General features: G+C 61.9%; 23 protein-coding genes and 2 tRNA genes. 13 read left to right on the top strand and 12 right to left on the bottom strand.

Annotated elements, in window-relative coordinates; all coding sequences use genetic code 11:
• Positions 1 to 29: 29 nt before the first annotated feature.
• The 8 genes from BUB29_RS08430 to BUB29_RS08395 form a co-directional block, all read right to left on the bottom strand.
• A complete protein-coding gene (locus tag BUB29_RS08430; protein WP_033523333.1) occupies positions 30 to 1658 on the bottom strand; it encodes a xylulokinase in 1629 nt (542 codons plus the stop codon).
• A gap of 50 nt (positions 1659 to 1708) precedes the next feature.
• Positions 1709 to 3088: a sugar porter family MFS transporter gene (locus BUB29_RS08425; protein WP_033523334.1), complete on the bottom strand. Its 1380-nt coding sequence runs from the start codon at positions 3086 to 3088 to the stop codon at positions 1709 to 1711.
• 500 nt (positions 3089 to 3588) lie between these two features.
• Entirely contained in the window at positions 3589 to 4704 is a 1116-nt protein-coding gene (locus tag BUB29_RS08420) for a LacI family DNA-binding transcriptional regulator (protein ID WP_033523335.1), read from the bottom strand.
• 167 nt (positions 4705 to 4871) lie between these two features.
• Entirely contained in the window at positions 4872 to 5591 is a 720-nt protein-coding gene (locus BUB29_RS08415) for a ribonuclease HII (RefSeq protein WP_107315196.1), read from the bottom strand.
• Entirely contained in the window at positions 5588 to 6346 is a 759-nt protein-coding gene (lepB, locus tag BUB29_RS08410) for a signal peptidase I (RefSeq protein WP_033523337.1), read from the bottom strand. The genes BUB29_RS08415 and lepB overlap by 4 nt, the downstream gene beginning before the upstream one ends.
• 99 nt (positions 6347 to 6445) lie before the next feature.
• On the bottom strand, positions 6446 to 6808 hold the full coding sequence (gene rplS / locus BUB29_RS08405) for a 50S ribosomal protein L19 (protein ID WP_033523338.1): 363 nt from the start codon (positions 6806 to 6808) through the stop codon (positions 6446 to 6448).
• Between the two features lie 472 nt (positions 6809 to 7280).
• Positions 7281 to 8978, bottom strand: coding sequence for a glucose-6-phosphate isomerase (pgi, locus tag BUB29_RS08400; protein ID WP_033523339.1), 1698 nt, complete (start codon positions 8976 to 8978; stop codon positions 7281 to 7283).
• A 247-nt stretch (positions 8979 to 9225) separates the two neighbouring features.
• On the bottom strand, positions 9226 to 10584 hold the full coding sequence (locus BUB29_RS08395) for an acyltransferase family protein (protein WP_159046690.1): 1359 nt from the start codon (positions 10582 to 10584) through the stop codon (positions 9226 to 9228).
• Positions 10585 to 10745: 161 nt separating this feature from the next.
• Between BUB29_RS08395 and BUB29_RS08390 the strand changes: the two genes are divergently transcribed.
• The 3 genes from BUB29_RS08390 to BUB29_RS08380 all read left to right on the top strand — a co-directional run bounded on the left by BUB29_RS08390 (position 10746) and on the right by BUB29_RS08380 (position 12270).
• Positions 10746 to 10821, top strand: a tRNA-Thr gene (locus BUB29_RS08390).
• A 60-nt stretch (positions 10822 to 10881) separates the two neighbouring features.
• A tRNA-Leu gene (locus tag BUB29_RS08385) sits at positions 10882 to 10962 on the top strand.
• 297 nt (positions 10963 to 11259) lie between these two features.
• A complete protein-coding gene (locus BUB29_RS08380; protein ID WP_033523390.1) occupies positions 11260 to 12270 on the top strand; it encodes an AEC family transporter in 1011 nt (336 codons plus the stop codon).
• Between the two features lie 227 nt (positions 12271 to 12497).
• On the opposite strand, the gene BUB29_RS08375 is transcribed toward BUB29_RS08380, so the two are convergent.
• Positions 12498 to 13157: a non-canonical purine NTP pyrophosphatase gene (locus BUB29_RS08375; protein ID WP_033523341.1), complete on the bottom strand. Its 660-nt coding sequence runs from the start codon at positions 13155 to 13157 to the stop codon at positions 12498 to 12500.
• A 98-nt stretch (positions 13158 to 13255) separates the two neighbouring features.
• Positions 13256 to 14020, bottom strand: a complete 765-nt coding sequence (gene rph, locus BUB29_RS08370; RefSeq protein WP_033523342.1) for a ribonuclease PH — start codon at positions 14018 to 14020, stop codon at positions 13256 to 13258.
• Between the two features lie 213 nt (positions 14021 to 14233).
• Between rph and BUB29_RS08365 the strand changes: the two genes are divergently transcribed.
• A complete protein-coding gene (locus BUB29_RS08365; RefSeq protein WP_033523343.1) occupies positions 14234 to 15556 on the top strand; it encodes a nicotinate phosphoribosyltransferase in 1323 nt (440 codons plus the stop codon).
• A 170-nt stretch (positions 15557 to 15726) separates the two neighbouring features.
• On the top strand, positions 15727 to 16737 hold the full coding sequence (locus tag BUB29_RS08360; protein WP_033523344.1) for an aldo/keto reductase: 1011 nt from the start codon (positions 15727 to 15729) through the stop codon (positions 16735 to 16737).
• 115 nt (positions 16738 to 16852) lie between these two features.
• Here BUB29_RS08360 and BUB29_RS08355 read toward each other — a convergent pair whose 3' ends face one another.
• On the bottom strand, positions 16853 to 17137 hold the full coding sequence (locus BUB29_RS08355; RefSeq protein ID WP_033523345.1) for a DUF3039 domain-containing protein: 285 nt from the start codon (positions 17135 to 17137) through the stop codon (positions 16853 to 16855).
• 109 nt (positions 17138 to 17246) lie between these two features.
• Between BUB29_RS08355 and coaD the strand changes: the two genes are divergently transcribed.
• The 8 genes from coaD (at position 17247) to BUB29_RS09855 (ending at position 24041) form a co-directional block, all read left to right on the top strand.
• Positions 17247 to 17747: a pantetheine-phosphate adenylyltransferase gene (gene coaD, locus BUB29_RS08350; protein ID WP_033523346.1), complete on the top strand. Its 501-nt coding sequence runs from the start codon at positions 17247 to 17249 to the stop codon at positions 17745 to 17747.
• On the top strand, positions 17740 to 18591 hold the full coding sequence (locus BUB29_RS08345) for an ATP synthase subunit B family protein (protein ID WP_033523347.1): 852 nt from the start codon (positions 17740 to 17742) through the stop codon (positions 18589 to 18591). The genes coaD and BUB29_RS08345 overlap by 8 nt, the downstream gene beginning before the upstream one ends.
• Positions 18592 to 18595: 4 nt before the next feature.
• Positions 18596 to 19192, top strand: coding sequence for a YceD family protein (locus tag BUB29_RS08340; protein WP_033523348.1), 597 nt, complete (start codon positions 18596 to 18598; stop codon positions 19190 to 19192).
• A gap of 108 nt (positions 19193 to 19300) precedes the next feature.
• Positions 19301 to 19495 (top strand): 50S ribosomal protein L32, encoded by a 195-nt coding sequence (gene rpmF / locus BUB29_RS08335; protein ID WP_073117627.1) that lies wholly within the window; start codon positions 19301 to 19303, stop codon positions 19493 to 19495.
• 99 nt (positions 19496 to 19594) lie between these two features.
• The gene (gene rnc, locus BUB29_RS08330) at positions 19595 to 20338 is read left to right on the top strand and encodes a ribonuclease III (RefSeq protein ID WP_234356089.1); all 744 of its coding nucleotides are present in this window, start codon (positions 19595 to 19597) and stop codon (positions 20336 to 20338) included.
• A 183-nt stretch (positions 20339 to 20521) separates the two neighbouring features.
• Positions 20522 to 22402, top strand: a complete 1881-nt coding sequence (locus BUB29_RS08325) for an acetolactate synthase large subunit (RefSeq protein ID WP_033523349.1) — start codon at positions 20522 to 20524, stop codon at positions 22400 to 22402.
• A gap of 13 nt (positions 22403 to 22415) precedes the next feature.
• Positions 22416 to 22970, top strand: coding sequence for an acetolactate synthase small subunit (ilvN, locus tag BUB29_RS08320; protein WP_033523350.1), 555 nt, complete (start codon positions 22416 to 22418; stop codon positions 22968 to 22970).
• Positions 22971 to 23477: 507 nt separating this feature from the next.
• Complete coding sequence (locus BUB29_RS09855) at positions 23478 to 24041, top strand: hypothetical protein (RefSeq protein ID WP_156098212.1); 564 nt, start codon at positions 23478 to 23480, stop codon at positions 24039 to 24041.
• Between the two features lie 110 nt (positions 24042 to 24151).
• Here BUB29_RS09855 and BUB29_RS08310 read toward each other — a convergent pair whose 3' ends face one another.
• On the bottom strand, positions 24152 to 26341 hold the full coding sequence (locus BUB29_RS08310; protein ID WP_033523352.1) for an ABC-F family ATP-binding cassette domain-containing protein: 2190 nt from the start codon (positions 26339 to 26341) through the stop codon (positions 24152 to 24154).
• Between the last annotated feature and the right edge of the window lie 8 nt (positions 26342 to 26349).

The following is a 26349-nucleotide window of genomic DNA, read 5'->3' as shown; positions in this document are numbered from 1 at the left end:
TTCCTCTCCTAAGGGTTGTACGTCGTCCGTTACTTGGTTTCCAGACCGATCGCTTCGATGGCGGCCTTTTCGATGGACAGGCCGCGCTGGAAGCGGGCGAAGAAGTCTTCGAAGCCTTCCACGTCCTGCGCGTCCGGTTCCTCGGTGGTGGACTGGGCGTCGGCGAACACGCGGGTGTCGAGGTACTCGTCGAGCGGGCACGGTGCGTGCCACAGGTAGTCGGCGAGCACGGCCATGCCCCAGGCGCCACCTTCGGCGGCGGTGGCCATCACCTTGATCGGGGTGTCGAATGCGGCGGCCAGAATCTTCTGCGCGACCTTCGGCGTGGTGAAGATGCCGCCATGGCCGACGAGGGAGTCGATCTGCACGCCTTCGTCCTTGGTCATCACGTCCATGCCGATCTTGACCGGGGAGAACGCGCTGAACAGCTGGGCGCGCATGAGGTTGGCCAGCGTGAAGTGCGATTCGGGGCCGCGTGCCAGCACGGGGCGGCCTTCGGGCAGGCCGGCAAGGAATTCGCCGGAGTAGAAGCAGTAGTTGAGCAGTCCGCCGGCGTTCTTGTCGGCCTTGTCGCTGATGGCCGCACGGAACAGGGTGCCGAACAGGGTGCCGGCGTCGACGGGGTGGCCGATTGCTTCGGCGAACTCGCTGAACATCCTCACCCAGGCGTTGAGGTCGGAGGTGAAGTTGTTGGCGTGGCTCATGCCGGCCAGATCGCCGGCCGGAGTGGTGACCAGGTCGACTTCGGGGTGCAGGCGTTCCAGCTTGTGTTCGAGCACGACCATAGCGAAGATGGAGGTGCCTGCGGACACGTTGCCGGTGCGGACGCGCACGGAGTTGGTGGCGACCATGCCGGTTCCGGCGTCGCCTTCCGGCGGGGCCAGGACGATGCCCGGCTGCAGGGTGCCCGTGGGGTCGAGCAGCTTGGCGCCTTCGGCGGTCAGCTCACCGGCGGGGGTTCCGGCGACCAGCGGAACCGGCAGCAGATCCTCGATCTTCCACGGCTGGCCGGCAATCTCATCCAGCGCGTCGAAACGGTCAAGGAATTCGGTTTCGTAGGTCTTGGTGGCCGGGTCGATCGGGAACATGCCCGAAGCGTCGCCCACGCCGAGAACCTTCTTGCCGGTGAGCTTCCAGTGCACATAGCCGGCGAGTGTGGTGATGTAGTCCACTTTGCCGACGTGTTCTTCGCCGTTCAGCACGGCCTGGTAGAGGTGTGCCACGGACCAGCGTTCCGGAATGTTGTACTGGAACAGTTCCGACAGTTTCTCGTGGGCTTCGTGCGTGTTGGTGTTCTGCCAGGTGCGGAACGGCACGAGCAGTTCGCCCGCCTTGTCGAAGGCGAGGTAGCCGTGCATCATGGCGGAGAAACCGATATGGCCGATGGAGGTCAGTCGTTCGCCATAGGCGTTGTACACGTCGTTCGCCATGGAAGCGTAGGCGGACTGCAGGCCCTTCCAGACCTCGTCGAGGGAGTAGGTCCACAGGCCATCCTCCAGATGGCTTGCCCACTGGTAGTCGCCGGAGGCGATCGTGCGGTACGTGTCGTCGATCAGCACAGCCTTGATTCGGGTGGAACCAAATTCGATGCCGAGTGCGGTGCGACCGCCACGAATTTTTTCCGCGATCTGCTGGGGAGCGTCGTCAATGTCGACCATATCGATTCCTTTGTCTTGTTACTTGTTGTGTTGGATTCGCGTTCGCGGGATCACTTGGTCCAGAGGGCCTGGATTTCCTCAAGGGTCTTGCCCTTGGTTTCGGGAGCGAACTTGGCGATGGAGATGGCGCCGATGAAGTCCATGATCATCCAGAAGATGAAGGTGCCGGAACCGCCCCAGCCTTCGAACATCATCGGGGTGAACTGACCGACGCAGAAGTTGATGCCCCACAGCAGCACGGTGCACAGGCCGGATGCGCGACCGCGCATGTAGGTCGGGAAGAGCTCCGGGATCATGACCCAGGTGACGGGGCCGAGGCCGAAGGCGAAGCAGGCGATGAAGCCGCAGGCGCCGGCGACGACGAGCCAGCCGATGTTGGCGTGGAAGGCGAAGGCCATGATGGCGGCGAAGACACCCATGCCGGCGGCGGAGGTGACCAGCAGCGGCTTACGGCCGGCCTTGTCGATGAGGGCCATGCCCACAACGGTGAAGATCAGCTCGACGAGACCGACGAGGGAGGAGCACAGGAATTCGACGTTCGGAATGTTGTTGCCCAGAGCGGCCTTGAACATGGTCGGGCCGTAGTAGGAGACGGCGTTCTGGCCGCCAACCTGGTTGAAGGCGGCGAGCAGCAGGCCGATGAGGAACGGGATGAGCAGCGGCTTCTTGAACAGGTCGGTCAGCTTGCCGTTCTTGTCGCGTTCGATGGAAGCCTTGACGTCGGCGACTTCGCGACGGGCTTCGTCGGTGCCACCGATCTTCTCGAGGATGGCGAAGCCTTCCTCTTCACGACCGGACTGGATGAGGAAGCGCGGGGATTCCGGGGAGAGGAACAGCGCGAGGAAGAAGATGGCCGCCGGGATGCAGCCGATGCCGAGCATCCAGCGCCAGCCGGAGTTGATGCCCCAGTCGAGGCTGCCCGCGTTGGCGATGCCGAAGTTGATGACGTTGGTCAGGAAGATGCCGAGGATGGTGAGCAGCTGGTATGCGGAGCTCAGGGTGCCACGGTACTTGGCCGGAGCGCATTCGGTGATGTAGGTGATGGCCAGTGCGGAGGCCAGGCCGATGCCGACGCCACCGACGATACGGGCGGCGATCAGGGTCCACGGGGTGTAGGTGAAGGCGGACCACAGGGCTGCGAAGAAGAAGCAGGCAGCGCCAATGAGGAGGACCTTACGGCGGCCGATCTTATCGGCGAGGAAGCCGGAGAAGCCGACGCCGACGACGCCACCGATCATGATGGAGGAGATCACGAGTCCCTGCAGGCCGGCGGACAGGTTGTACGCCTGACGCAGGAATTCGATGGCACCGGAGATGCTCACGGTGTCGTAACCGTACAGAAGTCCGGCCATGCCGGCGCTCAGCGCCAGGATGACCACGTATTTCATTGAGCCCTGCTTCTTGACAGCGCTCGTAGCGTTCTCAGTCATATTGTTCCTTTTTCTGTTCCGTAACCGGCAGTCGTGACTGCCGAAGCAGCTTCGCTTCACACGGGACCCACGGCTTGGGGCCGGGGCAGGTTCGCGGCTTTGCTACGGCGACTCGGATTCCCGTCTGCTATGAGGATTTCCGTTCGCTAGTTCGAAATGTTATCGCTCACATTCGGATATGTCAAAGCATCTCACAAAGCCTGTTTTTAGCCCTTTTTACGGCGTGTTGAGCAATGTGACACGTTCACATATAGCCATTTTTCAGACAGATTCTGGCACTCTTGCCTCATTTTTTGTCAAAAAATCTTAAATTTTTCACCAGAATCTACGTGAGCGCTCTCAATACGATGCTCCCGCGCATACGAAAACCCCGGCATCAGCGGAAACGACTCCGCCGTGCCGGGGCAAACAAAACAACCATCAGACCTCAGTCCGCGCAACCATGCCGTATCACATCAAACCGCACGGCAACCACAGGCGGATCTCAGCGACCGCGCCGATCAGCGGCTCGGGGCAATACCCACGGAACTACGCTGAATCAGCTTCGTGGGAATCAACCCCACGCCATGCTGCGACGTGGCATACCCGGGCTCGGCCCCCTCCCCCAGCAGGAACAGCACCTCACGCATGGCCAGCTGGCCCAGCATCTCGAAATCCTGACGCACGGTGGTCAACGGCGGGTACATGTTATCCGCACCGGGCATGTCATCGAAACCAACCAGGCTCACATCCTGCGGAATACGCACACCATGCTCATGCATGGCACGCGCCACGGCCATCGCCTGCGCATCGTTCGACGTGACCACCGCCGAAGGCAGCCTGCCGCCGGAACGACCGATATTCTCCAGCACATGGTTCATCCGGGCATACGCCTCATTGCCATCCCAGGAACCGCATTGGATGGTGACCGAATTCACCGCATTGGCCGCACACAGCTTATTCCACGCCGTCAAGCGGGTCGCCGCATCACGCCATTCGCGCGGACCCGCGAAATACAGCGCGGAACGATGCCCACGGGCCTTGAGCAGACGCATCACATCCTCCATCGCGCCCCACTGGTCGATACCGACCAATGCGATCTTGCGACGGTCGGCCGGGCGCAGCAGCCTCAGCTCCTCCTGCACGCCCATGCCGCCATGCGTGGAGGTGATGAGCACGCGCGGGCGGTTGACCTGCGCACGGCATGCCGCGGAGAACATCACATCCGTTGGGGTCAGGAAAATGAACGCATCGACGTTCTGCTCATCGAAGGTACGGCATAGATCGTCGAACTCCTTCTGCGTACACAACGCCTCATGCACCAGCAGCACGGACATGAACAGGCCATGGGAGCGGGCGATCGATTCGATGGCGCCGATGGCCGAAATAGGGCCGTAGAATTTCTGACCGCCGGCGATAAGACCGATGGTGCGCGACCTGCGCGAGGCCAAGGCTCGCGCGGAGTTGCTGGGACGATAATCAAGCTGTTCGATGGCCCGCTGCACTTTGGCACGCGTGGCCGGGGAAACGTCGGGGGAATTGTTGATGACTCGCGAAACGGTCTGATGGCTCACACCAGCAAGCTTGGCCACTTCAAACATCGAGGGGCGTTTATTCGCTTTTCGCCCGGCTGCCATACTTCACTTCCTCCCGAACCTTGCATTCATTGCGGTTCCAACTCTACCGCAGAACACATCGAGAAGGCGGCTCCTTGTCCAATGGGTGCAGGATATCCGCAAGATTCGGCCCATAAACGACCCGCCCATCAGAAACCCGCACTATGCGCAACCGGGCGGAACGAATGTCAGGTGAGCTTCCACGTGAGACGATGCAGCGACGTCGGCCCATATTCCGCAATGGCGTCGCGATGGGCTTGGGAGCCATACCCCTTGTTATGCTCCCATTCGTACGGAGCGTACTTCGAATCGCTTCCCGCGATGGACACCATCAGCCTATCCCTCGTGACCTTGGCGATCACGGCTGCGGACGCGACCGTGGCGCAGGACCGATCGCCCTTGACCTTGGTGGTCACGTCGGCCGGAACCGGCACGAACGGGGCGTCGAAGGTGTTCAGTGCCTTGGTGATGTAATCGTTCGGACCATCGAGGATCGCCCCCACCGTCACCGGCGACGACGTTCCATCGGCCTTGAGCATGCCATCGTCCGTGATGCCCAACGCACGTTCCGCATCGGCCAACGCACGTAATGCGGCCACGCCAAGCGCATAGGAAATGCCCCATTCGTCTATTTCCGTATTACTGGCGGAACCCACAGCCCAGGCTTCGCTCCAATCCTTCAGCTCATCGAAGATCGCCTCACGACGGTGTTCGGTCAGCATCTTGGAATCGGCCACGCCGGGCGGCACCTCCTTCACGCCGTCGAGCACATCCCGCGCCCGGATCGCGCAGGCACCGACCATGACCGGACCGGCAAGGGAGCCGCGCCCCACCTCATCGAAGCCGACGACGAAATCGTATTGCCGTTCGGCGAGCTCACGTTCAAGATCAAGCGTCGGGATGATCACGATGCGGATCCTTCCGGCACGTCCTTGAACACCTCGTGATGCCCGCTCAACGTCGACAGACGGTTCAGCGGCCAGTACCGCGCCACAGCCACGCCGACCACCTTGCCCATCGGCACCAAGCCACCGTCGCCATCATCCTGATGGAAACGGGAATCGGCGGAATTGGAACGATTATCACCCATGACGAACACATGCCCCGCGCTCACGGTCACCTTGAACGGGAACGAACTCGGCTGCACGCCGTCCTTGATGTACGCGCTTTCGTCGATGGCCACGCCGTTCACCGTGATCGGCCGGCCCGCACCCTTGCATTCGACGGTGTCGCCCGGCAGGCCGATAAGGCGCTTGATGAGGTAGTCGTCGTTCGCCGCGCGACCGGTTTCGCCGGCGAGCCAGTTCGCGGGATCATGGAATACGACGATATCGCCACGTTTGAGCCCGAAGATCTTCGGGGTGAGTTTGGTGGTGAGCACACGGTCGCCGGGTTCGATGGTGCTTTCCATGGACCGCGACGGGATGGTGTAGCAGCCGATGAGCAGCAGACGGACCAACAGCACCACCAGTACGGGGACGCCGCAGAACAGTATGGCGTCACGCGCGGAGAAGCTATCGTTGCTCTGCTTCCTGGCCGCATGTGCCGGCCTGCGGCTCCGCCTGCGCCGTGGCGTTCCGGCGGATTGCGCCTCCCCGCGCCACGTATCGGCGGGGACATTCCCCAAATCATTGCCCATGTCGTTCATGACCGTGTTATCCATGACCGTTGCCCCCACTCGATGTTCACTGTCGGCTGAATATGATTTCGGCCCGGAAACCGAAGGATTCCAGGCCGAGAATCATGCCATTGCGGCGAAAACTCACTTGGAGTTGTCGCGACGCTCGACGATACGAGCAGCCTTGCCGCGCAGCGCGCGCAGGTAGTACAGCTTGGCGCGACGGACGCGACCGCGACGAACGACCTTGATGGAGTCGATCACCGGGGAGTGCAGCGGGAAGCGGCGCTCCACGCCGGTGCCGAAGCTGATCTTACGGACCACGAAGGTCTCGTGGATGCCGGCGCCGTGACGGGCGATGACCACACCGGTGAAGGTCTGGATACGGGAGTTGTTGCCTTCCTGGATCTTCACGTTCACGTCGACGGTGTCGCCTGCGCGGAACTCCGGGATCTCCTCGGCCGGCTTCAGATGCTTGGCATCAAATGCTTCAATAGCGTTAACCATTGCTATTCCTCGGTCACTGCCGCATATCAGTGCACTGGTTGGGGCATATGCCGCGCGTTGCGCGTGCCGCCTTGCGGCGCATATGCCTATCGGTTCTCCTCAGGTTTGCCTTCGGAGTGGCGCCAATCCGCCGCATTCCGGTCATTGCGACCATGCGGCTGGACCTGATGAGAAACGGGATTATGCGGCGTCCCGCCTCTCGGCACATCAACGTTCAAGTTTACAGGCATCTTTTGACGTACGGCGACATGCGCTCAGATACGCTCAGATACGCGGAAAGGCCCGCCCGCGTCTGCGGACGGACCTTTCGCTATCTCCCCCACCGGATGGACCGGCGTCCCCAAAGGGGAAACGGGATGATATCTGCGCGGGTTCTGATTGAAAATCAGAACTCCCGTGACGGACAGTCCAGTGAACTGTCCGTAGCAGCATGCAGCGCATGCGTCGCTAAGCACAGCGTTCTGATTGAAAATCAGAACTCCCTGTGTGCGCGGTAGAACTTGATCAGGGACTGGGTGGAAGCATCCTGAGCAGCCAGAGCCTCGTCATCCTTGGAGATGGCCGGGGTGATCTGCTTGGCGAGCTGCTTGCCCAGCTCGACGCCCCACTGATCGTAGGAGTCCAGACCCCATACGGTGCCTTCGACGAAGGTGATGTGCTCGTACAGGGCGATCAGCTCGCCGAGTGCGAACGGGGTCAGGGCCACACCGAAGATGGAGGTGGTCGGACGGTTGCCGGTGAACACGCGGGCCGGAACGATCTCTTCCGGGGTGCCCTCGGCGCGGACTTCGTCGGCGGTCTTGCCGAAGGCCAGAGCCTTGGTCTGCGCGAAGTAGTTGCCCAGGAACAGCTCGTGCACATCCTGGTCGCCGTCCTTGGTCGGGTTCGGGGTGTTCACGAAGGCGATGAAGTCGGCCGGGATCAGCTGGGTGCCCTGGTGGATCAGCTGGTAGAAGGCGTGCTGGCCGTTGGTGCCCGGCTCGCCCCAGAAGATCTCACCGGTCTCGGAGGTGACCGGGGTGCCGTCCCAACGCACGGACTTGCCGTTGGATTCCATGGTCAGCTGCTGCAGGTAGGCCGGGAAGCGGTGCAGGTACTGGTCGTACGGCAGCACGGCGTGGGAGGCGACCTTGAAGAAGTTGCGGTACCACACGTTCAGCATGCCGAGCAGCACGACGACGTTCTTCTCGAACGGGGTGTTGGCGAAGTATTCGTCGATCTCGTGGAAGCCGTGCAGGAACTCCTCGAAGCGGGCCGGGCCGAAGACCACGGCGAGGGAGGTGCCGACGGCGGCGTCGACGGAGTAGCGGCCGCCAACCCAGTTCCAGAAGCCGAAGGCGTTGTTCGGGTCGATGCCGAACTCGGCGACCTTCTCCAGGTTGGTGGAGACGGCGACGAAGTGCTTCTTGATGGCTTCGGCATTCTTCTCGTCGGAACCGTCGATGGCACCGGCGGCCTTGAGCTCTTCAAGCAGCCAGGTGCGGGCTTCGCGGGCGTTGGTCAGGGTCTCCAGGGTGGTGAAGGTCTTGGAGACGACGATGAACAGGGTGGTCTCCGGGTCGAGGCCCTTGGTCTTCTCGGCGAGATCGTTGGGGTCGATGTTGGAGATGTAGCGGGCGGAGATGCCAGCGTCGGCGTACGGCTTCAGCGCTTCGTACACCATGACGGGACCCAGGTCGGAACCACCGATGCCGATGTTGACCACGGTCTCGATCTTCTTGCCGGTCACGCCGGTCCATTCGCCGGAGCGGACCTTGTCGGCGAAGGCGTAGATGCGGCCGAGGACCTCACGCACGTCCTTGACGGTGTCCTGACCATCGACGATGTACTTGCCTTCGTCTTCGGCCGGGCGACGCAGCGCGGTGTGCAGCACGGCGCGGTCTTCGGTGTTGTTGATGTGCACGCCGGTGTACATGGCCTTGGTGCGCTCTTCGAGCTTGACGGCCTTGGCCAGGTTGGCGAACAGCTGGAGGGTCTCCGGCTTGATCAGGTTCTTGGAAAGGTCGAAGTGCAGATCGCCGGCCTCGAAGCTCAGCTTCTCGACGCGTTCGGAGTCTTCGGCGAACCACTTCTTGAGGCTGACGCCTTCGGCCTGCAGCTCATCGTAGTGCTTCTGCAGGGCGGCCCATTCCGGGGTCTTAGTTGCATCAACAGGAGGATTGATGGCCATGTGTAATTGGTCCTTTCATCATCACCATGAAGCAGTGACCCAAGCCCTGAATACGGCGTGTGCCACCGCCTCCTTCCACGTACCAAGATACTCACAAAAGAGGACACATGAACACATAAGTTCGCAAGCCGCGCACATAATCGCCCACAAACGCTCACCACACCGCCGATTAGCGCACATCAACCACGCAACACGCGGGGAATCGCAAGGATGCAAACGTACTCATGCGATGGCCGCGCGTACCCTCTCATTTCGACAGATGAACGGCGCGCAGCAGCGGGCGGCGAACGAAACGATCGAACAGGCAGATCACGACGACATACGCGAGCGAACACACCGCGCCCAACGCGATCCAACGCAGCAACCCCAGGAATGCCGACATCGACCCCGCAGGCAGCGCCGCGGCACCAACCAGCAACGGCTGCAGGAAACGGGCATCGACCGCCTCCCACAGAACACGGGCGAGCGTCTGCACGACATAGAAGCCAAGGATGCCCGAGGCGAGCGCCGCGACCGCCGATTCGACGCGGGCGGATACGCCACGGCCATGGGTGTGACGCGGTGGGCACGCGGCGGCCATCAACGCGCAGACCGCGAGCGCGAAGGAGATCAGGGATGTCGATTTGAACGACAGCGCGTACAACGCGACGTAGGTCGGCCTCATGGCCATAGCGCCCGTGATCGCGCACGCCGCCACAATCAGGATGACGATGCCGCGCGTCCAGAAACGACGTTTGGCCCACAGGGGTCGGGCCGTCGGACGGCGGGACTCCGAACGACCGGATACCGAACGACCGGACGTCGAACGATCATTCACCTCCCGCAACGCCCAGCCGAGCAGTCCGGCCAATATGAACGACGCGATATAGCTGACCGCGCTCATCTGCTTACGCCAATCCAACAGGCTGCGATGCCCGTACTGCGCCTGCCAGGTGCACGCCACATAGATGTTCAGCGCGTAGACGGCAACGAGCATGATGCCGGCCAGCACCGCACTCGCGCGGATGCCGACCCTGCCCATCACCCATGCGATCACCGGCGCGAGCGCCACGAACACCAGGTACAGCCAGACGAATTCCAGTTCGTAGATGAGATTGGACTGCCCACCGGCATTCCGCTCCCATGCCAACATGCGGCCTGCCGCCATGATGAGCAGCAGGTAGAACACGACCGTGGCCAGGATCATCGCCACGCGCCGTCCGGTGGATCGCAGTTGCCGTTTCCAGTAACCGTCGGAACGGCATGCGACGCACATGCGCGGTATGAGGAAGAATCCGGAGATCATGAAGAAAATATGGTTGCCACACGCGCCGCAGTACATGATCATGGCGACGATCCACATCGCGCCGCGGGAGGCCGCGAGCGCGGACACGGGGTTGGCCGCGTCGGCGGCGGAGAGCTGCGGGCCCATCCATATCGCTTGGACGTACTGTTGCAGGAACGCATGGAATACGGCGATGCAGACGATGGCAAGCAGGCGCAGCACTTCCACCGAAACCAGACGCTTGCCGCCGGACGCTGCGGGCATACCGCTCGCGACGTGTTCGGGCGTGTGCCGCACGTCGGCGGCGCGTGAAGCTCGTTGACTGGTTGACCGTGTTGCCATGTTTAACAGAATAGCCATGCCGCCAGTCGCGGCGGGGCGCGAGGCACCAAAGCACCATCGCCGATCATGCGACGTGCCGGATGATCCGATTTGGACAAATCCACATTTTCCGGTACACTCATTGTTTTGTGCGTGGATTGTGTATACGATTCACCAGCATCGCCACTTTAGCTCAGTCGGTAGAGCGGCTCACTCGTAATGAGCAGGTCGTCAGTTCGATTCTGACAAGTGGCTCCATCACCCTAGATGGGGTTCACCCGTCTAGGGTTTTGTATATCCGCCAATGGCGGATGGCACGCGCGAGTGGCGGAATTGGTAGACGCGCAGGATTTAGGTTCCTGTGTCTTTGACGTGTGGGTTCAAGTCCCATCTCGCGCACTTCCTTGCATCATCGCGGCTCTGTCGTATTTCGCTTATTTGTATTGCCGGTTATCCGCATTCCACTTATCTGCATTCCGGTCATCCGCATTCCGATCATCCGACCTATCCGATCGCTTGGCCTTCCTCGAATCGCAACATTCCCCGAATGCTGGATTTCCCTTCCCACTATGGAAGAACCGGCGATCATCCAGCACATCGCGTCTAAGATGACAATCGGTTCCGCGCAGATCCACGACGGTGACCAAGGACGTGATGCCCGGAACGCATGACGAAGAAGAGACAGGGAACGAGAAGATGTCGGCGCTTATCCAACCCATCGCATTACTGCTGATCATTCTGGCCGGTTACGCGTTCAAACGCGCCGGTCTCTTCGGGCAACGCGACTACAAGATCATGCAAACGGCGATTTTCGATCTGGTGCTGCCGGGTGCGATCATCTACTCGTTCGCGACGAATCCGCATGAGATCAAACTGCTGTGGATCTCCGTGTTCGGCCTGGTCGTCGTCACCATTCCACCCGTGGTGATCTTCCTCACCACCATGCACAAACCCGTGGCGAGACGTGCGTTCATGATGCTCAACGGTTCCGGATTCAACGTGGGTTGCTTCTGCTTCCCCGTGGTTTCCGCGTTCCTGGGGACGGCGGCCATCGTGCCGTCCGCGATGTTCGACATCGGCAATTGCGTGATGGTGGCGGCCGGCACCAATGTGATGACGCAGCTGCTGCTGCACATCCAGCCGGGCAAGACGTTGAGCGAACAGTATGTCGGCGACGCGCCGACCCTGCCGTATGTCAAGCCGAAGGACAAGGACTCCCGCCGCTTGGCGCGAAGGGCGTTGATGCGCAACGTGTTGAAGGGATTCTTCGGGTCGGTGCCGTTCGACGTGTACATGCTGATGATCGTGCTCACGCTCGCCCAAGTGAAGATTCCCGGTTGGATCGCCACGATGGTGCAGCCCCTGTCGAATGCGAACTCGTTCTGCGCGATGCTGATGGTGGGCATGCTGATGGATCTGCCCGCGTCGCGCCGTGACGTGAAGGACGTGCTGACGGTGATCGGATGGCGCGTGCCGTTCGCGATCCTGTTCGCGGCCGTGGCGTGGCTCCTGCTGCCTTTCTCCGCACCGATCCGTGAAGCCGTGGCGCTGTGCTGCCTCGCACCGATCGCCGTGTTCTCCACGCTGTTCACCGACAAGGTTCTGGGCAACGCCAAGCTCGCCGGATTCTCGCTGACCATCACCGCCGTGCTGAGCCTGGTCATGATGACCGCCGCGCACTGCCTGTTCCCGGCGATGGGCGTGTGAGCCCCGCGATTCGCCTGTTTCACCTCAAAATCGGACAAAACCAGCCCAATTCTGTCCGATTTTGAGGATGGACAGTTCGAGGGTCGAGAGGATAACGCGGCTGCAGTCCCTACCCCGCTCGCCATCCCCTTCCTCAAAATCAGACAAAAACAGGGGGATTTTGTCCGATTTTGAGGATGGGGAGTGGATTTTGGCGGAGACCGGAGCGGTGCGCGAACCGGCGGAGGTCAGAACAGTGCGCGGACCGCCGGCACCAGGGCCTTCAGTGCCTTGCCGCGATGGGAGATGGCGTTCTTCTCCTCCGGGGTCATCTCGGCCGAGGTGAGTCGTTCACCCGCCTCGACGGCGCATGCGGGCTGATCGTCCGGCACGAACAGCGGATCGTAGCCGAAACCGTTCGTTCCGTGCGGCTCGTGCAGCAGCACGCCCGGCATTTCGCCGAGTTCCACGGTTTCGGATGCGATCGGGTACGGAGCGGATTCGGCTTCGCCCGGCACCACCAGCGCGGCGGCGCAACGGAAACGCGCGGTACGCTTGGCGTCCGGAATATCGGCCAGCTGGGCCAGCAGCAGCGCGTTGTTGGCCTTGTCGTTGCCGTGTTCGCCGGCCCAACGGGCGGAGAGGATGCCGGGTGCGGCTCCCATCACGTCCACGATCAAGCCGGAATCGTCGGCGATGGTCGGGCATCCGGTGCGGGAGGCCACGTCTCGCGCCTTGAGCAGCGCGTTCTCCTGGAAGGTGACGCCGTCCTCCACCGGGTCGGGAAGGTTCAGCGAACCGGCGGAAACCAGTTCCACCTGCTCGGCCGTCTCGCCCAGATCCTCGGCGAGGATGCGGCGAATCTCCTTGAGCTTGCCTTCGTTATGCGTGGCGACGATGATGCGCATGATGTCTCCTTTGGTACCGTTCAGCGTTCCTTGAACGCCGATGATGTCATTGATTCCAATGCCGGCAATGCTGATGCCGTCAGTGCTGCTGCCGGCGATCAGTCCTCGGCGAGCGCCGCACGCTGGGCCGCCTGCAGTTCCTTGTTGCCCTTCTCGGCCAGGTCGAGCAGCGTGCCGAGCTCCTCGCGGGTGAACGGACGATGTTCGGCGGTGCCCTGCAGTTCGATGAACGTGCCGGAACCGGTCATGGCGACGTTCATGTCGGTCATGGCGGAGCTATCCTCCGTATACGGCAGGTCCAGCATGGGCGTACCGCTGATCACGCCGACCGACACCGCGGACACGCAATCGGTGAGCACCTTCTTGGCGGAACGGATATGACGATGCTGTTCGGCCCAATTCAGCGCATCGACCAGCGCCACGTACGCGCCGGTCACGGAAGCGGTGCGCGTGCCACCATCGGCCTGCAACACGTCGCAATCGATCTGGATCATGTTCTCGCCCAGCGCCTTCATGTCGGCCACGCCGCGCAGGCAGCGTCCGATCAGACGGCTGATCTCGTGCGTACGACCGCCGATCTTGCCGCGGACGGATTCGCGGTCGGTGCGCTCGGCGGTGGCTCTCGGCAGCATCGCGTACTCGGCGGTGACCCAACCCAGTCCGGAATCCTTACGCCAGCGCGGCACGCCGGCGGTGAAGGTGGCCGTGCACATCACGCGCGTATTGCCGCATTCGATGAGCACGGAGCCTTCCGGCGCGTCCGTGAAGTGACGCGTGATGCGCACCGGTCGCAATTCGTCGACCTTGCGACCATCCGCACGGACAATGGAACGTTCACCCAACATATCTGTGATTTCAACCATGCGCCCCAGCTTACGCGCACGCCGTCCTCATGCCTTCATCCTCATGCCGGAACGCCCGCACCGGCGGTTCCCATCCAGCGGTTCCCATCCGACCAGTCGCCCCATCATTCCGTGTGGCGAGCCTTCCCATTGCGCAAGGGCGGCCTAAGACATACAGTCTGAGTAACTATCAAGTCTGAATGACTATCAGTCACCACGAGACAGGACGGAAGAATGGTGGATTATTCGCCGGCCCTTATGACCGACATGTACGAGTACACGATGCTGGACGCCTGCCTGAAGGACGGCACCGCAAACCGCAAATGCGTGTTCGAGGTGTTCACCAGGCATCTGCCCGCGGGACGGCGCTACGGCGTGGTCGCCGGAACCGGGCGCATTCTCGACGCGCTCGAGCATTTCCATCTGGATGACGAGGACCTGAAGTTCCTGGCCGACCGCAAGGTGGTGAGCCCCGAAACCATCGATTGGCTGGAGAACTTCCACTTCTCCGGGTCCATCAAGGGCTACCGCGAAGGCGAGATGTTCTTCCCGAACTCGCCGATCCTGCAGATCGAGGGCACGTTCGGTGAATGCACCCTGTTGGAGACGCTGGTGCTGTCGATCCTGAACTATGATTCCGCGGTCGCCTCCGCCGCAAGCCGCATGGTGAGCGCCGCGAAGGACCGCCCGTGCATGGATATGGGCGGACGCCGCACGAACGAATGGTCCGCGGTGGCGGCCGCTCGCGCCGCCGTGGTGGGCGGATTCCAGGGAACCGCCAATCTGCTGGCCGCGCAGCTGTACGGTTTGAAGGCGATCGGCACCGCGGCGCATTGCTTCACGCTGGTGCATGACGATGAGCGCAGCGCCTTCGAATCGCAGATCGCGGCGTTGGGTCGGAACACCACGCTGCTGGTGGACACGTACAACATCGAGGAGGCCGTGAAAACCGCCGTCGAGGTGGCAGGCCCCGAACTGGGCGGCGTGCGCATCGATTCCGGCGACCTCGCCTCCCTGGCGCAGCGCGTGCGCAACCAGCTGGACGCGCTGGGAGCCACCAACACGCGCATCACCGTCACCAACGATCTGGACGAGTACGCGCTGGCCGCATTGCAGACCGCGCCGGTCGACTCCTACGGCGTGGGCACCATGCTGGTCACCGGTTCCGGCGCCCCCACTTGCGCCATGGTGTACAAGCTCACCGAGCGTGAGGGCGCGGACGGCGTGATGGCACCGGTCATGAAGAAGAGCAAGGATAAGGCCACCACTCCGGGCCGCAAGCTCGCCTACCGTTCCTACGAATACAATCTGGCCGACGCCGAGCATGTGATCTCCGGTTCCGAGGAGAAGCTCGCCGGTTACACGCCGGACGAGGGTTGGAAGGATCTGCTGGTGGAGTACGTCGATCATGGTCAGATCGATTCCAGCTGGCAGGGTCACGACGCGATCATGCGTGCGCATGACTACCGCGCCGCCGCGCTGAACGAACTGCCGATCACCGCACAAAGCCTCATGAAGGGCGATCCGGTCATCCCCACCGAAATCACCGTGCTGTGACGTGATCTACCCTCGAAACGGCTGCGAGCGCCCTGAAGACGTTCGCAGCCGTTTCCTTATCGCCCATACCGCGATCTGTGCGATCTGTGCAATCTGTGCAATCCGCACAATCCGCACAATCCGCGCTACCATGGGTTCGACCATCCGATCATCCAATGAAGGATTGCATCATGCTCGAACCGACCACCGTATACACGCCGTCACCCAACCGCTACGACTCCATGGAATACCGCCGTTGCGGCGAATCCGGCCTCAAACTCCCCGCCCTTTCGCTTGGCTTCTGGCATAATTTCGGCGACTTGACCCCATACGAGCATATGAAACGGCTCGTGTTCACCGCCTTCGACAACGGCATCACGCATTTCGATCTGGCCAACAACTACGGCCCGGAACCCGGCAGCGCCGAAAAGAACTGTGGCAGGCTGTTGCGCGAATATTTCGGCCATCACCGCGACGAGCTGATTGTGAGCACCAAAGCCGGTTATGAGATGTGGACCGGACCGTACGGCGATTTCGGTTCGCGCAAATACCTGCTTGCTTCGCTCGATCAGAGCCTCACGCGCCTCGGCCTTGACTATGTGGACATCTTCTATCATCACCGCATGGACCCGAACACCCCGCTGGAGGAGACCATGGGGGCGCTCGCCACGGCGGTGACCAGCGGCAAGGCGCTGTACGTGGGTCTGAGCAACTATGACGGCCCGACGTTGGAGAAGGCCACCGCGATCCTTGACGATCTGCATGTTCCGTTCGTCATCAACCAGAACCGGTACAACATCTTCGATCGCACGGTGGAGAGGAACGGTTTGAAGGAAACCGCCAAACGACTGGGCAAGGGGCTGATCACGTTCTCACCGCTGGCCCAGGGCCTGCTGACGAACCGGTATCTCGATGGGATTCCGGCGGACAGCCGCATCGCATTGGACCCGCGGTTCCTGCAAGGTTCCGCACTCACGCCGGAACGTCTGCAGCAGATCCGCGAGCTGAACGACATCGCCGCCGAACGTGGGCAGACGCTGGCCGAAATGGCGTTGGCCTGGCTGCTGCACGATGACACGGTCACCTCGGTGCTGGTCGGCGCTTCCAAGCCGCAGCAGATCCTGGACAACATCGGCGCGATGCGCAACACCGAGTTCAGCGATGAGGAGCTCGCCCGCATCGACGAGATCTCGCGGCGCTGATCGTCCAGCACCATGCACTGTCGCAAACGGTCGGGGCCCGTTCACGCACGGCATATGCGTGAACGGGCCCCGGCTCGTCCTGAGGGAAATCTCAACCCGGGGAAGCCCGGAAATCTCAGCGGAACATCTCCTCATAGATGCGCTTGCAATCCGGGCACACCGGGAACTGGGAGGGGTCGCGCTTCGGCACCCAGATCTTGCCGCACAACGCCACCACGGGCCTGCCGGTCATGCGCGATTCGGCGATGCGATCCTTCGAAACGTAGTGCGCGTACCGGTCCGCATCGCCATTGTCGGAGCGCTGGGTTTCCTCCTTGACCTCGGGGCGCTCCAGAACCGACGTGCCCGCGCCGGAATCCGGCGTGGACTGCGGATCGCCGCCATTGAGATACGTGTTCATTGCGATAAGCTCCTTACGCGTTCGGCCATTTCCGACTCCATCATAATGTTTTCTCGCTTCCCGCGTCGCGTACGCCGTATCTTGCCGCATGAAGAGGTAGGCTATTCGTATGACCAAAGCAGTATGCCCCGGCTCGTTCGACCCCGTGACCGCCGGACATCTTGACGTAATCGAGCGCAGCACGCGCTTCTTCGACGAAGTGCATGTGGTGGTCGCGGTGAATGCGGCCAAAACACCGATGTTTTCGGCGCAGGACCGCGTGGACATCATCCGCAGGGCGTTGGAGGAACGAGGCTGCGGGAATGTGGTCGTCTCGTCCACCGACGGCCTGATCACGGACTATTGCAGACAGGTGGGCGCCAGCGTGATCGTGAAGGGGTTGCGTCAGAACGGCGATTATGAGGCGGAACTGGGTATGGCCTTGGTGAACCGTCAGATCGCCGGCATCGAAACGCTGTTCCTGCCGGCAAATCCCGTGCTGGAGCATATTTCAAGCTCCATCGTCAAGGATGTCGCACGTCACGGCGGCGATGTGACCGGCATGGTGCCGGATTGCGTGATACCGATGTTGGAAGAGGCGCTACGGAAGGAAAGGATCTCCCATGAGTGAGCAGAACGATGTCGAGCACCCGACCGGATATGTGGATTTGACCGGTGATCCGGTGGTCGACATGACGGATAACGAGAACGCGCCTGCGCAGACGGGCGCCGCACCCGTGCCTCCCGCGCCGGCGCCGGAAGCCGTGCCCGCACCGCTTGCAGGCACGGGTGCACCGTTGGGCGAAACGGTCGCCTCCGAACCGGCGTTCGACGACGACGCGCCCGCGAATCGCGAACCCTCCTTCAAATCGCCGTTCCCGTTGCCCGATCTGCGCGAGAACGCCGAGGACGATGAGGATCCGAGCCACGACGAGTTCACCACCGTATACGACGTGATCGGCAAGCTTGAGGACACGTTGAACGAGGCGAAGGGCGGATTCTTCTCCCCCGGTCTGGTGAAGGTCGATCGTGATGCGCTCATGGCCAATCTCGACGAGCTGAAGAAAATGCTGCCGGTGCAGCTCGAACGCGCATCCGCGTTGATGCGCGAGGCGGAACGCCGTCTGGAAAGCGCGCAGACCCAGGCCAACGCCATCGTCGCATCCGCCCAAAGCCGCGCCGCCGACACCATCAAGGAAGCCAACGACCAGGCGCAATTCCTCGCCGGTCAGGAGAACGTGACCGATTTGGCACGGCAAAAGGCGCGTACCATACTGAACACGGCCCAGGCCAAGGCGGATCATCTCACGCAAGGCGCCGACGACTATTCCGCCAAGGTGATGGAAGGCCTGCGCCAGCAATTGACCAAACTCACCAGCGATGTGGATGCCGGCCTGAACGTGCTGCACGAACGCCAGCGCGCCGCAGCCGAGCAACTTCCGCACGTGGATCAGAACGACTACCCGGAGGCTTAGCATCATGCCGCATATCGAAAATTCCCCTTGGACCGTTCCCGTCGCGCAGGTCGCGTCGCGCCCCGGGCAATCCAAGCAGATCGACGCCGATTTCCCCGCACCCAGCGGCATCGGCGACGAGGTCATCGGCGTGAAGGAAGGCGAGCCGGTACACGTCAACGGTTCGTTCGATTCCATCGTTGACGGCCTGATTCTCAACGCCAGCATCAACGCTCCTGTGCACGCCGAATGCACCCGCTGCCTGAAGCCCATCAAACGCGATTGGACCACGCACGTCACCGCGTTCTTCCCCTACAAGGACGAGCGTGACAACCGCAACCAGCCGGATGAGGTGGATATCATCGCCGGCGAGGAGGAGTCCGAAGACACCTACCCGCTGTTCGACAACGGCGCGTTCGCCAACCTCGAAGCGCTGCTGCGCGACACGTTGGTTGACGAGCTGCCGTTGCAGCCGCTGTGCCGCGAGGATTGCCGCGGCCTGTGCTCCCAGTGCGGCGTGGATCTCAACGAGAACCCCGACCATGTCCATGAGACGACCGATATCCGCTTCGCCGGACTGGCCGATCTCAAGGCGAAACTGGAAAGCGAACAGCAGGGCTGAGCGCGACACGCGTGCCGACGCAGGGGTACGAGCGGCATTTGTACGCACGTTGCGTTAAAGTACTGAACGCTTAAGCTCAAATGTTCGAACGAAACAGAGGATACTGAAATGGCACTGCCTAAGTACAAGACCTCGCGCGCCAACACTCATTCGCGTCGCGCGAACTGGAAGGCGACCGCTACGGCTACCGTGAGCTGCCCGAACTGTGGCGCTCCGTCCCTGCCGCACGTTGCTTGCCCGAGCTGCGGTTCCTTCCGCGGCCGCGTCTACCGTGAGGCTATCCAGTCGGTCCACACCAAGTGAGTCACGCTGGACAAGCATGGATAAAGCCCTGCCATCGACGGGTGGCGGGGCTTTTCATTTTTCTCCCAGGAAATAGCAGGAAGCAGAAGACAGAAGATCATGACAGACGAAGCACAGCACAAGCCGACCGTGCGCGCCTACAGGCGCAGCGACGACGACAAGCTCCCCACCAGCGAACTGCTGGAAGCGCTCGGCACCACCATCAGCCCCGATCTGCTGGTCCAGGCTCTCACCCATCGTTCCTTCGCACACGAGCATCCCGGTTCGAAGCATTACGAACGTCTCGAGTTCCTTGGCGATGCCGTGCTGGAACTCGTATCCACCGAAACGCTGTTCCGTCTGCATCCGGATATGAGCGAAGGTGAGCTGGCGAAGATGCGCGCGAAGGCCGTGAGCGAGGAGGCGCTGAGCGCCATCGCCCGCACCAAGCTGCATGTGGAACCGTATATTCTGCTGGGACGCGGCGAAGCGGCCCAGGGTGGCGCGCAGAAAAGCTCAATCCTGTGCGACATCGTGGAATCGCTGATCGGCGCGACCTTCCTCGAACACGGCATCGACGGCGCACGTGAGGTGGTGCACCGTCTGATCGACGATACGCTGGCCGAAGTCGCCACCGAAGGCCCCGCGTTGGATTGGAAGACCTCGCTGACGGTGAAGGCGCATCAGCTCGGCAAGGGCGAACCGGTATACCATATGGCGGTTTCCGGCCCGGAATACGCGCAAGTGTTCACCGCCCGCGTCTCGCTGGGCGATGAGGAGGAGATCCTCGGCGTGGGCAGGGGAACCTCCAAGCGCAAGGCGCAGCTGGCCGCCGCGGCGGACGCATGGAAGAAGCTCGACTGAGCCGACACCCGTAGATACCCGTATTTTCCTTTGCTTTGTGCGGCTTGCGGCGTGGATGTCCACACCGTAAGCCGCACAAAGCAAATGTTGGCTCTTTGAATAGACTTGGAAGACAAAGCGCAACAGTCCGGCCACGAGCCGGCGGACGCATGAAACATAGCATAAAGAGATGTGAGAGGAACCATGGCTCTACCTACCCCTCTGCAGGCATTCAGCGCCGTGCCCAAGGAACCGCACGACGATACGCAGACCATTATCGATGGTGAGAAAATGACCGGCGCACAGGCGCTGGTTCGTTCTTTGGAGGATCTGGGCGTCGACGATGTCTTCGGCGTTCCGGGCGGCGCGATCCTGCCGGTGTACGACGAAATCAAGGACGACACGAAATTTCACTTCATGCTGATGCGTCACGAGCAGGCCGCCGGCCATGCCGCTGAAGGCTATGCTCTGACTACCGGCAAGGTGGGCGTATGCATCGTCACCTCCGGCCCCGGCGCGACCAACATGATCACCCCGATCGCCGACGCGAATATGGATTCCGTGCCGATGGTCGTCATCACCGGCCAGGTCGGCGTGAACGCCATCGGCACCGACGCGTTCCAGGAGGCCGACATCGTGGGTGCCACCTACCCGATGGTGAAGCACTCCTATCTGGTGACCAACGCCCAGGATATTCCGCGCGTGCTCACCGAAGCCTACTACGTAGCCAATTCCGGCCGCCCTGGACCGGTTGTGGTCGATGTGACCAAGACCGCGCAGACCGGCGACATGTACTATTCCTGGCCGCAGCGCATGATCCTGCCCGGTTACAATCCGACGACCAAGGCGCATGGCCGTGTGCTGTCCGACGCCGCCAAGCTGTTCTCGCAGTCCTACCGCCCGGTGCTGTACGTGGGCGGCGGCGCGACCCGTTCCAAGGCCGGCGACCTGATCAAGCAGCTCGCCGATCTGACCGACGCTCCCATCGTCACCACGCTTCCCGCCCGCGGCATCGTCCCCGATTCCGATCCGAAGGTGCTCGGCATGCTCGGCATGCACGGCACCATCGCGGCAACCGGCGCGGTGCAGCGTTGCGATCTGCTCGTCACCATCGGCGCCCGTTTCGACGATCGTGTGACCGGCAAGCTCGACACGTTCGCCCCCGCCGCGCGCGTGATCCACATCGACATCGATCCGGCCGAAATCGGCAAGAACCGTCAGCCCGACGTGCCGATCGTGGGCGACGTTTCCACCGTGCTCAAGGATCTGATTCCGGAGATCGAACGCTCCCAAGCCATTCATGGCAAGCCGAACCTGAAGCCGTGGTGGAACGCCATCGACGAGTGGCGCACCAAGTACCCGATCAAGTGGGAGGAGCCTACGGACGGTTCGCTCGCACCGCAGTGGGTGGTCAAGCAGCTGTCCGATCAGGCTGCGGACGATACGCTGTGGGTGACCGGCGTCGGCCAGCATCAGATGTGGGCCGCACAGCTGATCGATTTCAAGCGTCCGAACTCCTGGATGACCTCCGGCGGCCTCGGCACGATGGGCTACGGCCTGCCCGCGGCCATCGGTGCGGCGGTCGGTGGCAACGGCCGTCCGGTGTGGCTGATCGACGGCGACGGTTCCTTCCAGATGACTTCCGAGGAGCTGGCCGCCGCGTTCTTCGACCACGCACCGGTGAAGATCGCCCTGCTCAACAACTCCGTGTACGGCATGGTCCGCCAGTGGCAGACGCTGTTCTACGGCCAGCACTATTCCGCCACCAACCTGCTTGACGGCGAAGCGCACGGCGAGGATGGCGCGAAGATGGAAGCCAACGGCGATATGCCCGTCGAAGTGCCTGATTTCGTCAAGCTGGCCGAAGCATACGGTTGCGTCGGCATGCGCGCGTTCAGCAAGGAAGACGCCATCGCATGCATCAAGAAGGCGAACGAGATCAACGACCGCCCGGTGCTGATTGACTTCCGCGTGTGGAAGGACGCCATGGTGTGGCCGATGGTCGCCGCCGGCGCCTCCAATGATGACGTGACGTACATGCCCGGTATCAAGCCGTTGCGCGACGATACCACCGGCGAGAACTGAGAGGAGAGAACCCATGCCTCAATATCCTGCATCCCAGCCCGGTTCCGAGCGCCACACGCTGTCCGTGCTGGTGGAGAACCGCCCCGGCGTGCTGGCCCGCGTGGCCGGCCTGTTCGCGCGTCGCGCGTTCAACATCAATTCGCTGTCCGTCTCCCCCACCGAGCGTCCGGACATCTCCCGCATCACGGTGACCGCCGACGTGGACGCCATTCCGCTGGAGCAGATCATCAAGCAGCTCAACAAGCTGCTGCATGTGCTGAAGATCGTGGAGCTCGACCCGCGTTCCACCGTGGAGCGCGAACTCGTGCTCATCAAGGTCGCGGCCGATGTCTCCTGCCGTTCCGACGTGCTGGAAATCGTGCGCATGTTCCGCGTGCGCGTGGTCGATGTGAATCCTGAGTCGCTGACCATCGAAGCCACCGGTTCCGAAGACAAGATCGAGGCGCTGCTCGGCCTGCTGGAACATTACGGCGTGATCGAACTGGTGCGTTCCGGCGCGGTCGCCGTGACCCGCGGCCCGAAGGCGCTGAGCGAGAAGGTGCTCGGCTCCGAGATCACCGGTCGCTGATCATCCGACCGTCTCCGGTCGTCTGCGTGAGGAGGGGCGTTTCCGCATGGAAGCGCCCCTCCTCACGTTTCCATGCGGCTTCGGCCGCGCATACCGCTTCTCCCCGGGATCAGGCGCGGGAACCGTTAGTCCCTGCATTCCAGAACCGTTTTATCTCCGAGAATCTCGGTGATACCCTGTTATGCAAGAACGGTTCCGACCGTTCCGATAAACGATCAAGGGGGATCTCATGAACAAGACATGCATCACATTGCGAAGAGGCATCTGCTGTGCGCTTTCCTTCATGCTGCTGGGGTGTTGCATCGGCTGCGCAGGCGCCGCGAATGATGCAAGCAACACAACCGACGCGAACAATACAGCCACCATGACCGACGAGGATGCCCAGCTTGTCTTACACCCGATTCCGCAGCAACCAGCGGGCCGCGATATGCGCGCATCCTCACCGCACGCACGCACGATACGCGCATTCAGCTGCTGCTTGTGGTCGTTGAGCTCCTTATCTGCGTGATGCAATGCGCATTGCCTTGCCTGATTATCGGAAACACCGTCGCCCAAACCGGGTTGCCGGCGTCTTATGGCATTGATTGGAATACCAAACTCGCGTTCGTTCTCACAATCGTTCCGTCTGCCGCCTGCTGGTATGCGTTTCTCGGATCCGGACTGCGCGGGGAGCAAAGCTATTCGCCCACGCGCCCGATGATGTTCCGCCGCGGAACGCCGTCCGTTATCAAGGAGCTGCTCTCCGGCCTTTCCTATGCGATCGCGCAATTAGCCTTGCTGTGGTTCGTGTTCCGCCCCATGCTGATTGCCGACGGCGCATCGGCTCTCCTGTTGGAAGATGGCAGGCCTCTGGTTGCATACGGTGTTGGAACCATCTGCAATGTTGTCTTATTCACGATTTCCTGTTGCGTGGCACCTTGTACGTTCGGCACGTTCCAACACATGCCGCGTGGAGGGTACAGCATCGACCCGGCGACCAACGTCATGGAAATCTCGCACGAACCCTCAGGATTCAGCATCACCAGTGCGCTGGATCTGGCACAGAATCTACTCGACGATCTCCTTCGCTAGGTAGTCATCAGGCGCCCCATCAGACCAGTTACGATGTCCTGATGGGTCGCCTGACCGCCGACTTCGCGAAAGCCTTCAGCCGAGATTTGAAGAAGAACGCTGCGTAACGGCTACTCCAGCTGTTCGGAAAGCTCCATCCACTCCATTTCCAGGGTTTCAGACTCTTCGGCGATTCCCTGCAGCTGCTCGTTGAGCTTGTTCAGGCCCTCATAGTCGCTGGGATCATGGGCGGCCATCCGCTGCTCAAGATCGGCTTTCTGCTCTTCGAGTTTGGCGAGTTTGCGCTCGATTGCGGAAACACGGCGGGAAGCCTCATGAAAGGCCTTGCCACTGAGTTTCGGGGTTGCGGGGGCCTTGCCTTGTTCCTTCGCCGCGCCCGTTTCGCCGGAGTCGCCGGAGTCACTGGAGTCGCCGGAACCAGCAGAGCCGCTGGAATCGGCGGAAGCGTTGCGCTTGCTGCGCCCGCCCGCCTTCTCGTCCGCGAACGGATCCTTGCCGTTCTTGATGGCCTCGGTCATATCCAGATAATCCTGCACGCCACCGGGCAGATGGCGGATCTTGCCGCCGATCAGCGCGAACTGCTGATCGGTGACGCGTTCGAGCAGATACCGGTCGTGGGAGACGACGATCAGCGTGCCCGGCCAAGTGTCGAGCAGATCCTCCATCACGGCAAGCATGTCGGTGTCGAGATCGTTGCCGGGCTCATCCATGATGAGCACGTTCGGCTCGTCCAGCAGGATGAGCAGCAACTGCATACGGCGCTTCTGACCGCCGGAAAGATCCTTGATCGGCGTCATGAGCTGCGCGGATTCGAAACCGAGACGTTCCATCATCTGCCCGGGCGTGGTTTCCTTGCCGTCCACGATGTAGCTCGGCTTGTAACGGCTCAGCACTTCCTTGATCTTGTATTTGCCGAGCTTCTCCAACTCGTCGAGGCGTTGCGACAGCACCGCGAACTTCACGGTTTTGCCGATATTCACATGGCCCGCGGTCGGGGTGATCGTGCCGTCGAGGATCTTCAGCAGGGTCGATTTGCCGGCACCGTTCGCACCGACGATGCCGAAACGGTCGCCGGGGCCGATCAGCCAGGTCACGTCATCGAGGATCTTGCGCCCGGTGACGGTGATCTTCTGTGCGGCGGAAGTGACTTCGGGCGCGGTCTGATCATCATCCTCATGCCCGGCGTCCTGCCGTTCCTCCGCTTCGGCCTGAGCGCTGTCCGCGGCCTGCTGCGCGCCGGCCACCCCGGCATCCACCAGTCGCGGATCGGCCAGATCGTCGACCGCGACTTCGACGGAACCATGCACCTGCGGTTCGGCATACATGGCCGGCACCACGTCCACACGGGACGCGGATTCCTCCATGCTGGCCACGTCGGGGTCGAAGGATGCCTCGCCCTGCGTGTGTTCGAAGATCTGCGTCACGTCGATGAGGTCGACCACCTGCTTGCCGAGGCGGGACGTGGCCATCTGCTTCAGTTCGAGCGTGTTGCGCATGGGCGGCACGTCGGCGATGAGTTCGCGCGCGGCCTTCACATGGAATTTCTGCTTGGTGGAACGTGCGCGAGCGCCGCGCGACAGCCATGCGAGCTCTTTGCGGGCCAGATTGCGACGCTTGGTTTCGCGCACGTCGGCCTGACGGTCGCGTTCCACGCGCTGCAGCATGTATGCGGAGTAGCCGCCTTCGAACGGCTCGATTTCGCCGTCATGCACCTCCCACATGGACTCGCACACTTCGTCGAGGAACCAGCGGTCGTGGGTGACGAGCAGCAATGCGCCCTGGCCTTTGCTCCACCGGTTCTTCAGATGTTCGGCGAGCCAGTGGATCGTCACGACATCCAAATGGTTCGTGGGCTCGTCGAGTGCGAGGATGTCCCAATCCTTGAGCAGCAGGCGTGCCAGATCGGCGCGGCGACGCTGGCCGCCGGACAGTGATCCGATCTTCGCTTCCAAGCTGATGCCGCCGAGCAGCGCTTCGACGATTTCACGCGATTTCGTTTCCGCCGCCCATTCGTAATCCTCACGCCCTTCAAGCGCGGCTTCGCGCACGGTGGCGTTGTCATCGAGCGGATCGCGCTGGTCGAGCATGCCGAAGGTCAAACCGTTGCGCATGGTCACGCGGCCGGAATCAGGTTCCTGCGTGCCACGGAACAGGTGCAGCAGCGTGGATTTGCCATCGCCGTTCCTGCCGACGATGCCGATGCGGTCGCCTTCGAAAACACCTTGCGTCACATCGGTGAAGATGGTTTTGGTGGCGAAGGCAAGCGATACGTGTTCAAGTCCCAGATCATAAGTCGGCATAATGCACC

This window comes from Bifidobacterium merycicum DSM 6492 (genome assembly GCF_900129045.1).
In the GTDB taxonomy this organism is placed as follows: Bacteria; Actinomycetota; Actinomycetes; order Actinomycetales; family Bifidobacteriaceae; genus Bifidobacterium; species Bifidobacterium merycicum.
The sequence above is the reverse complement of the archived record's forward strand: the minus strand, read 5'-3'. Positions and strand labels throughout refer to the sequence as shown.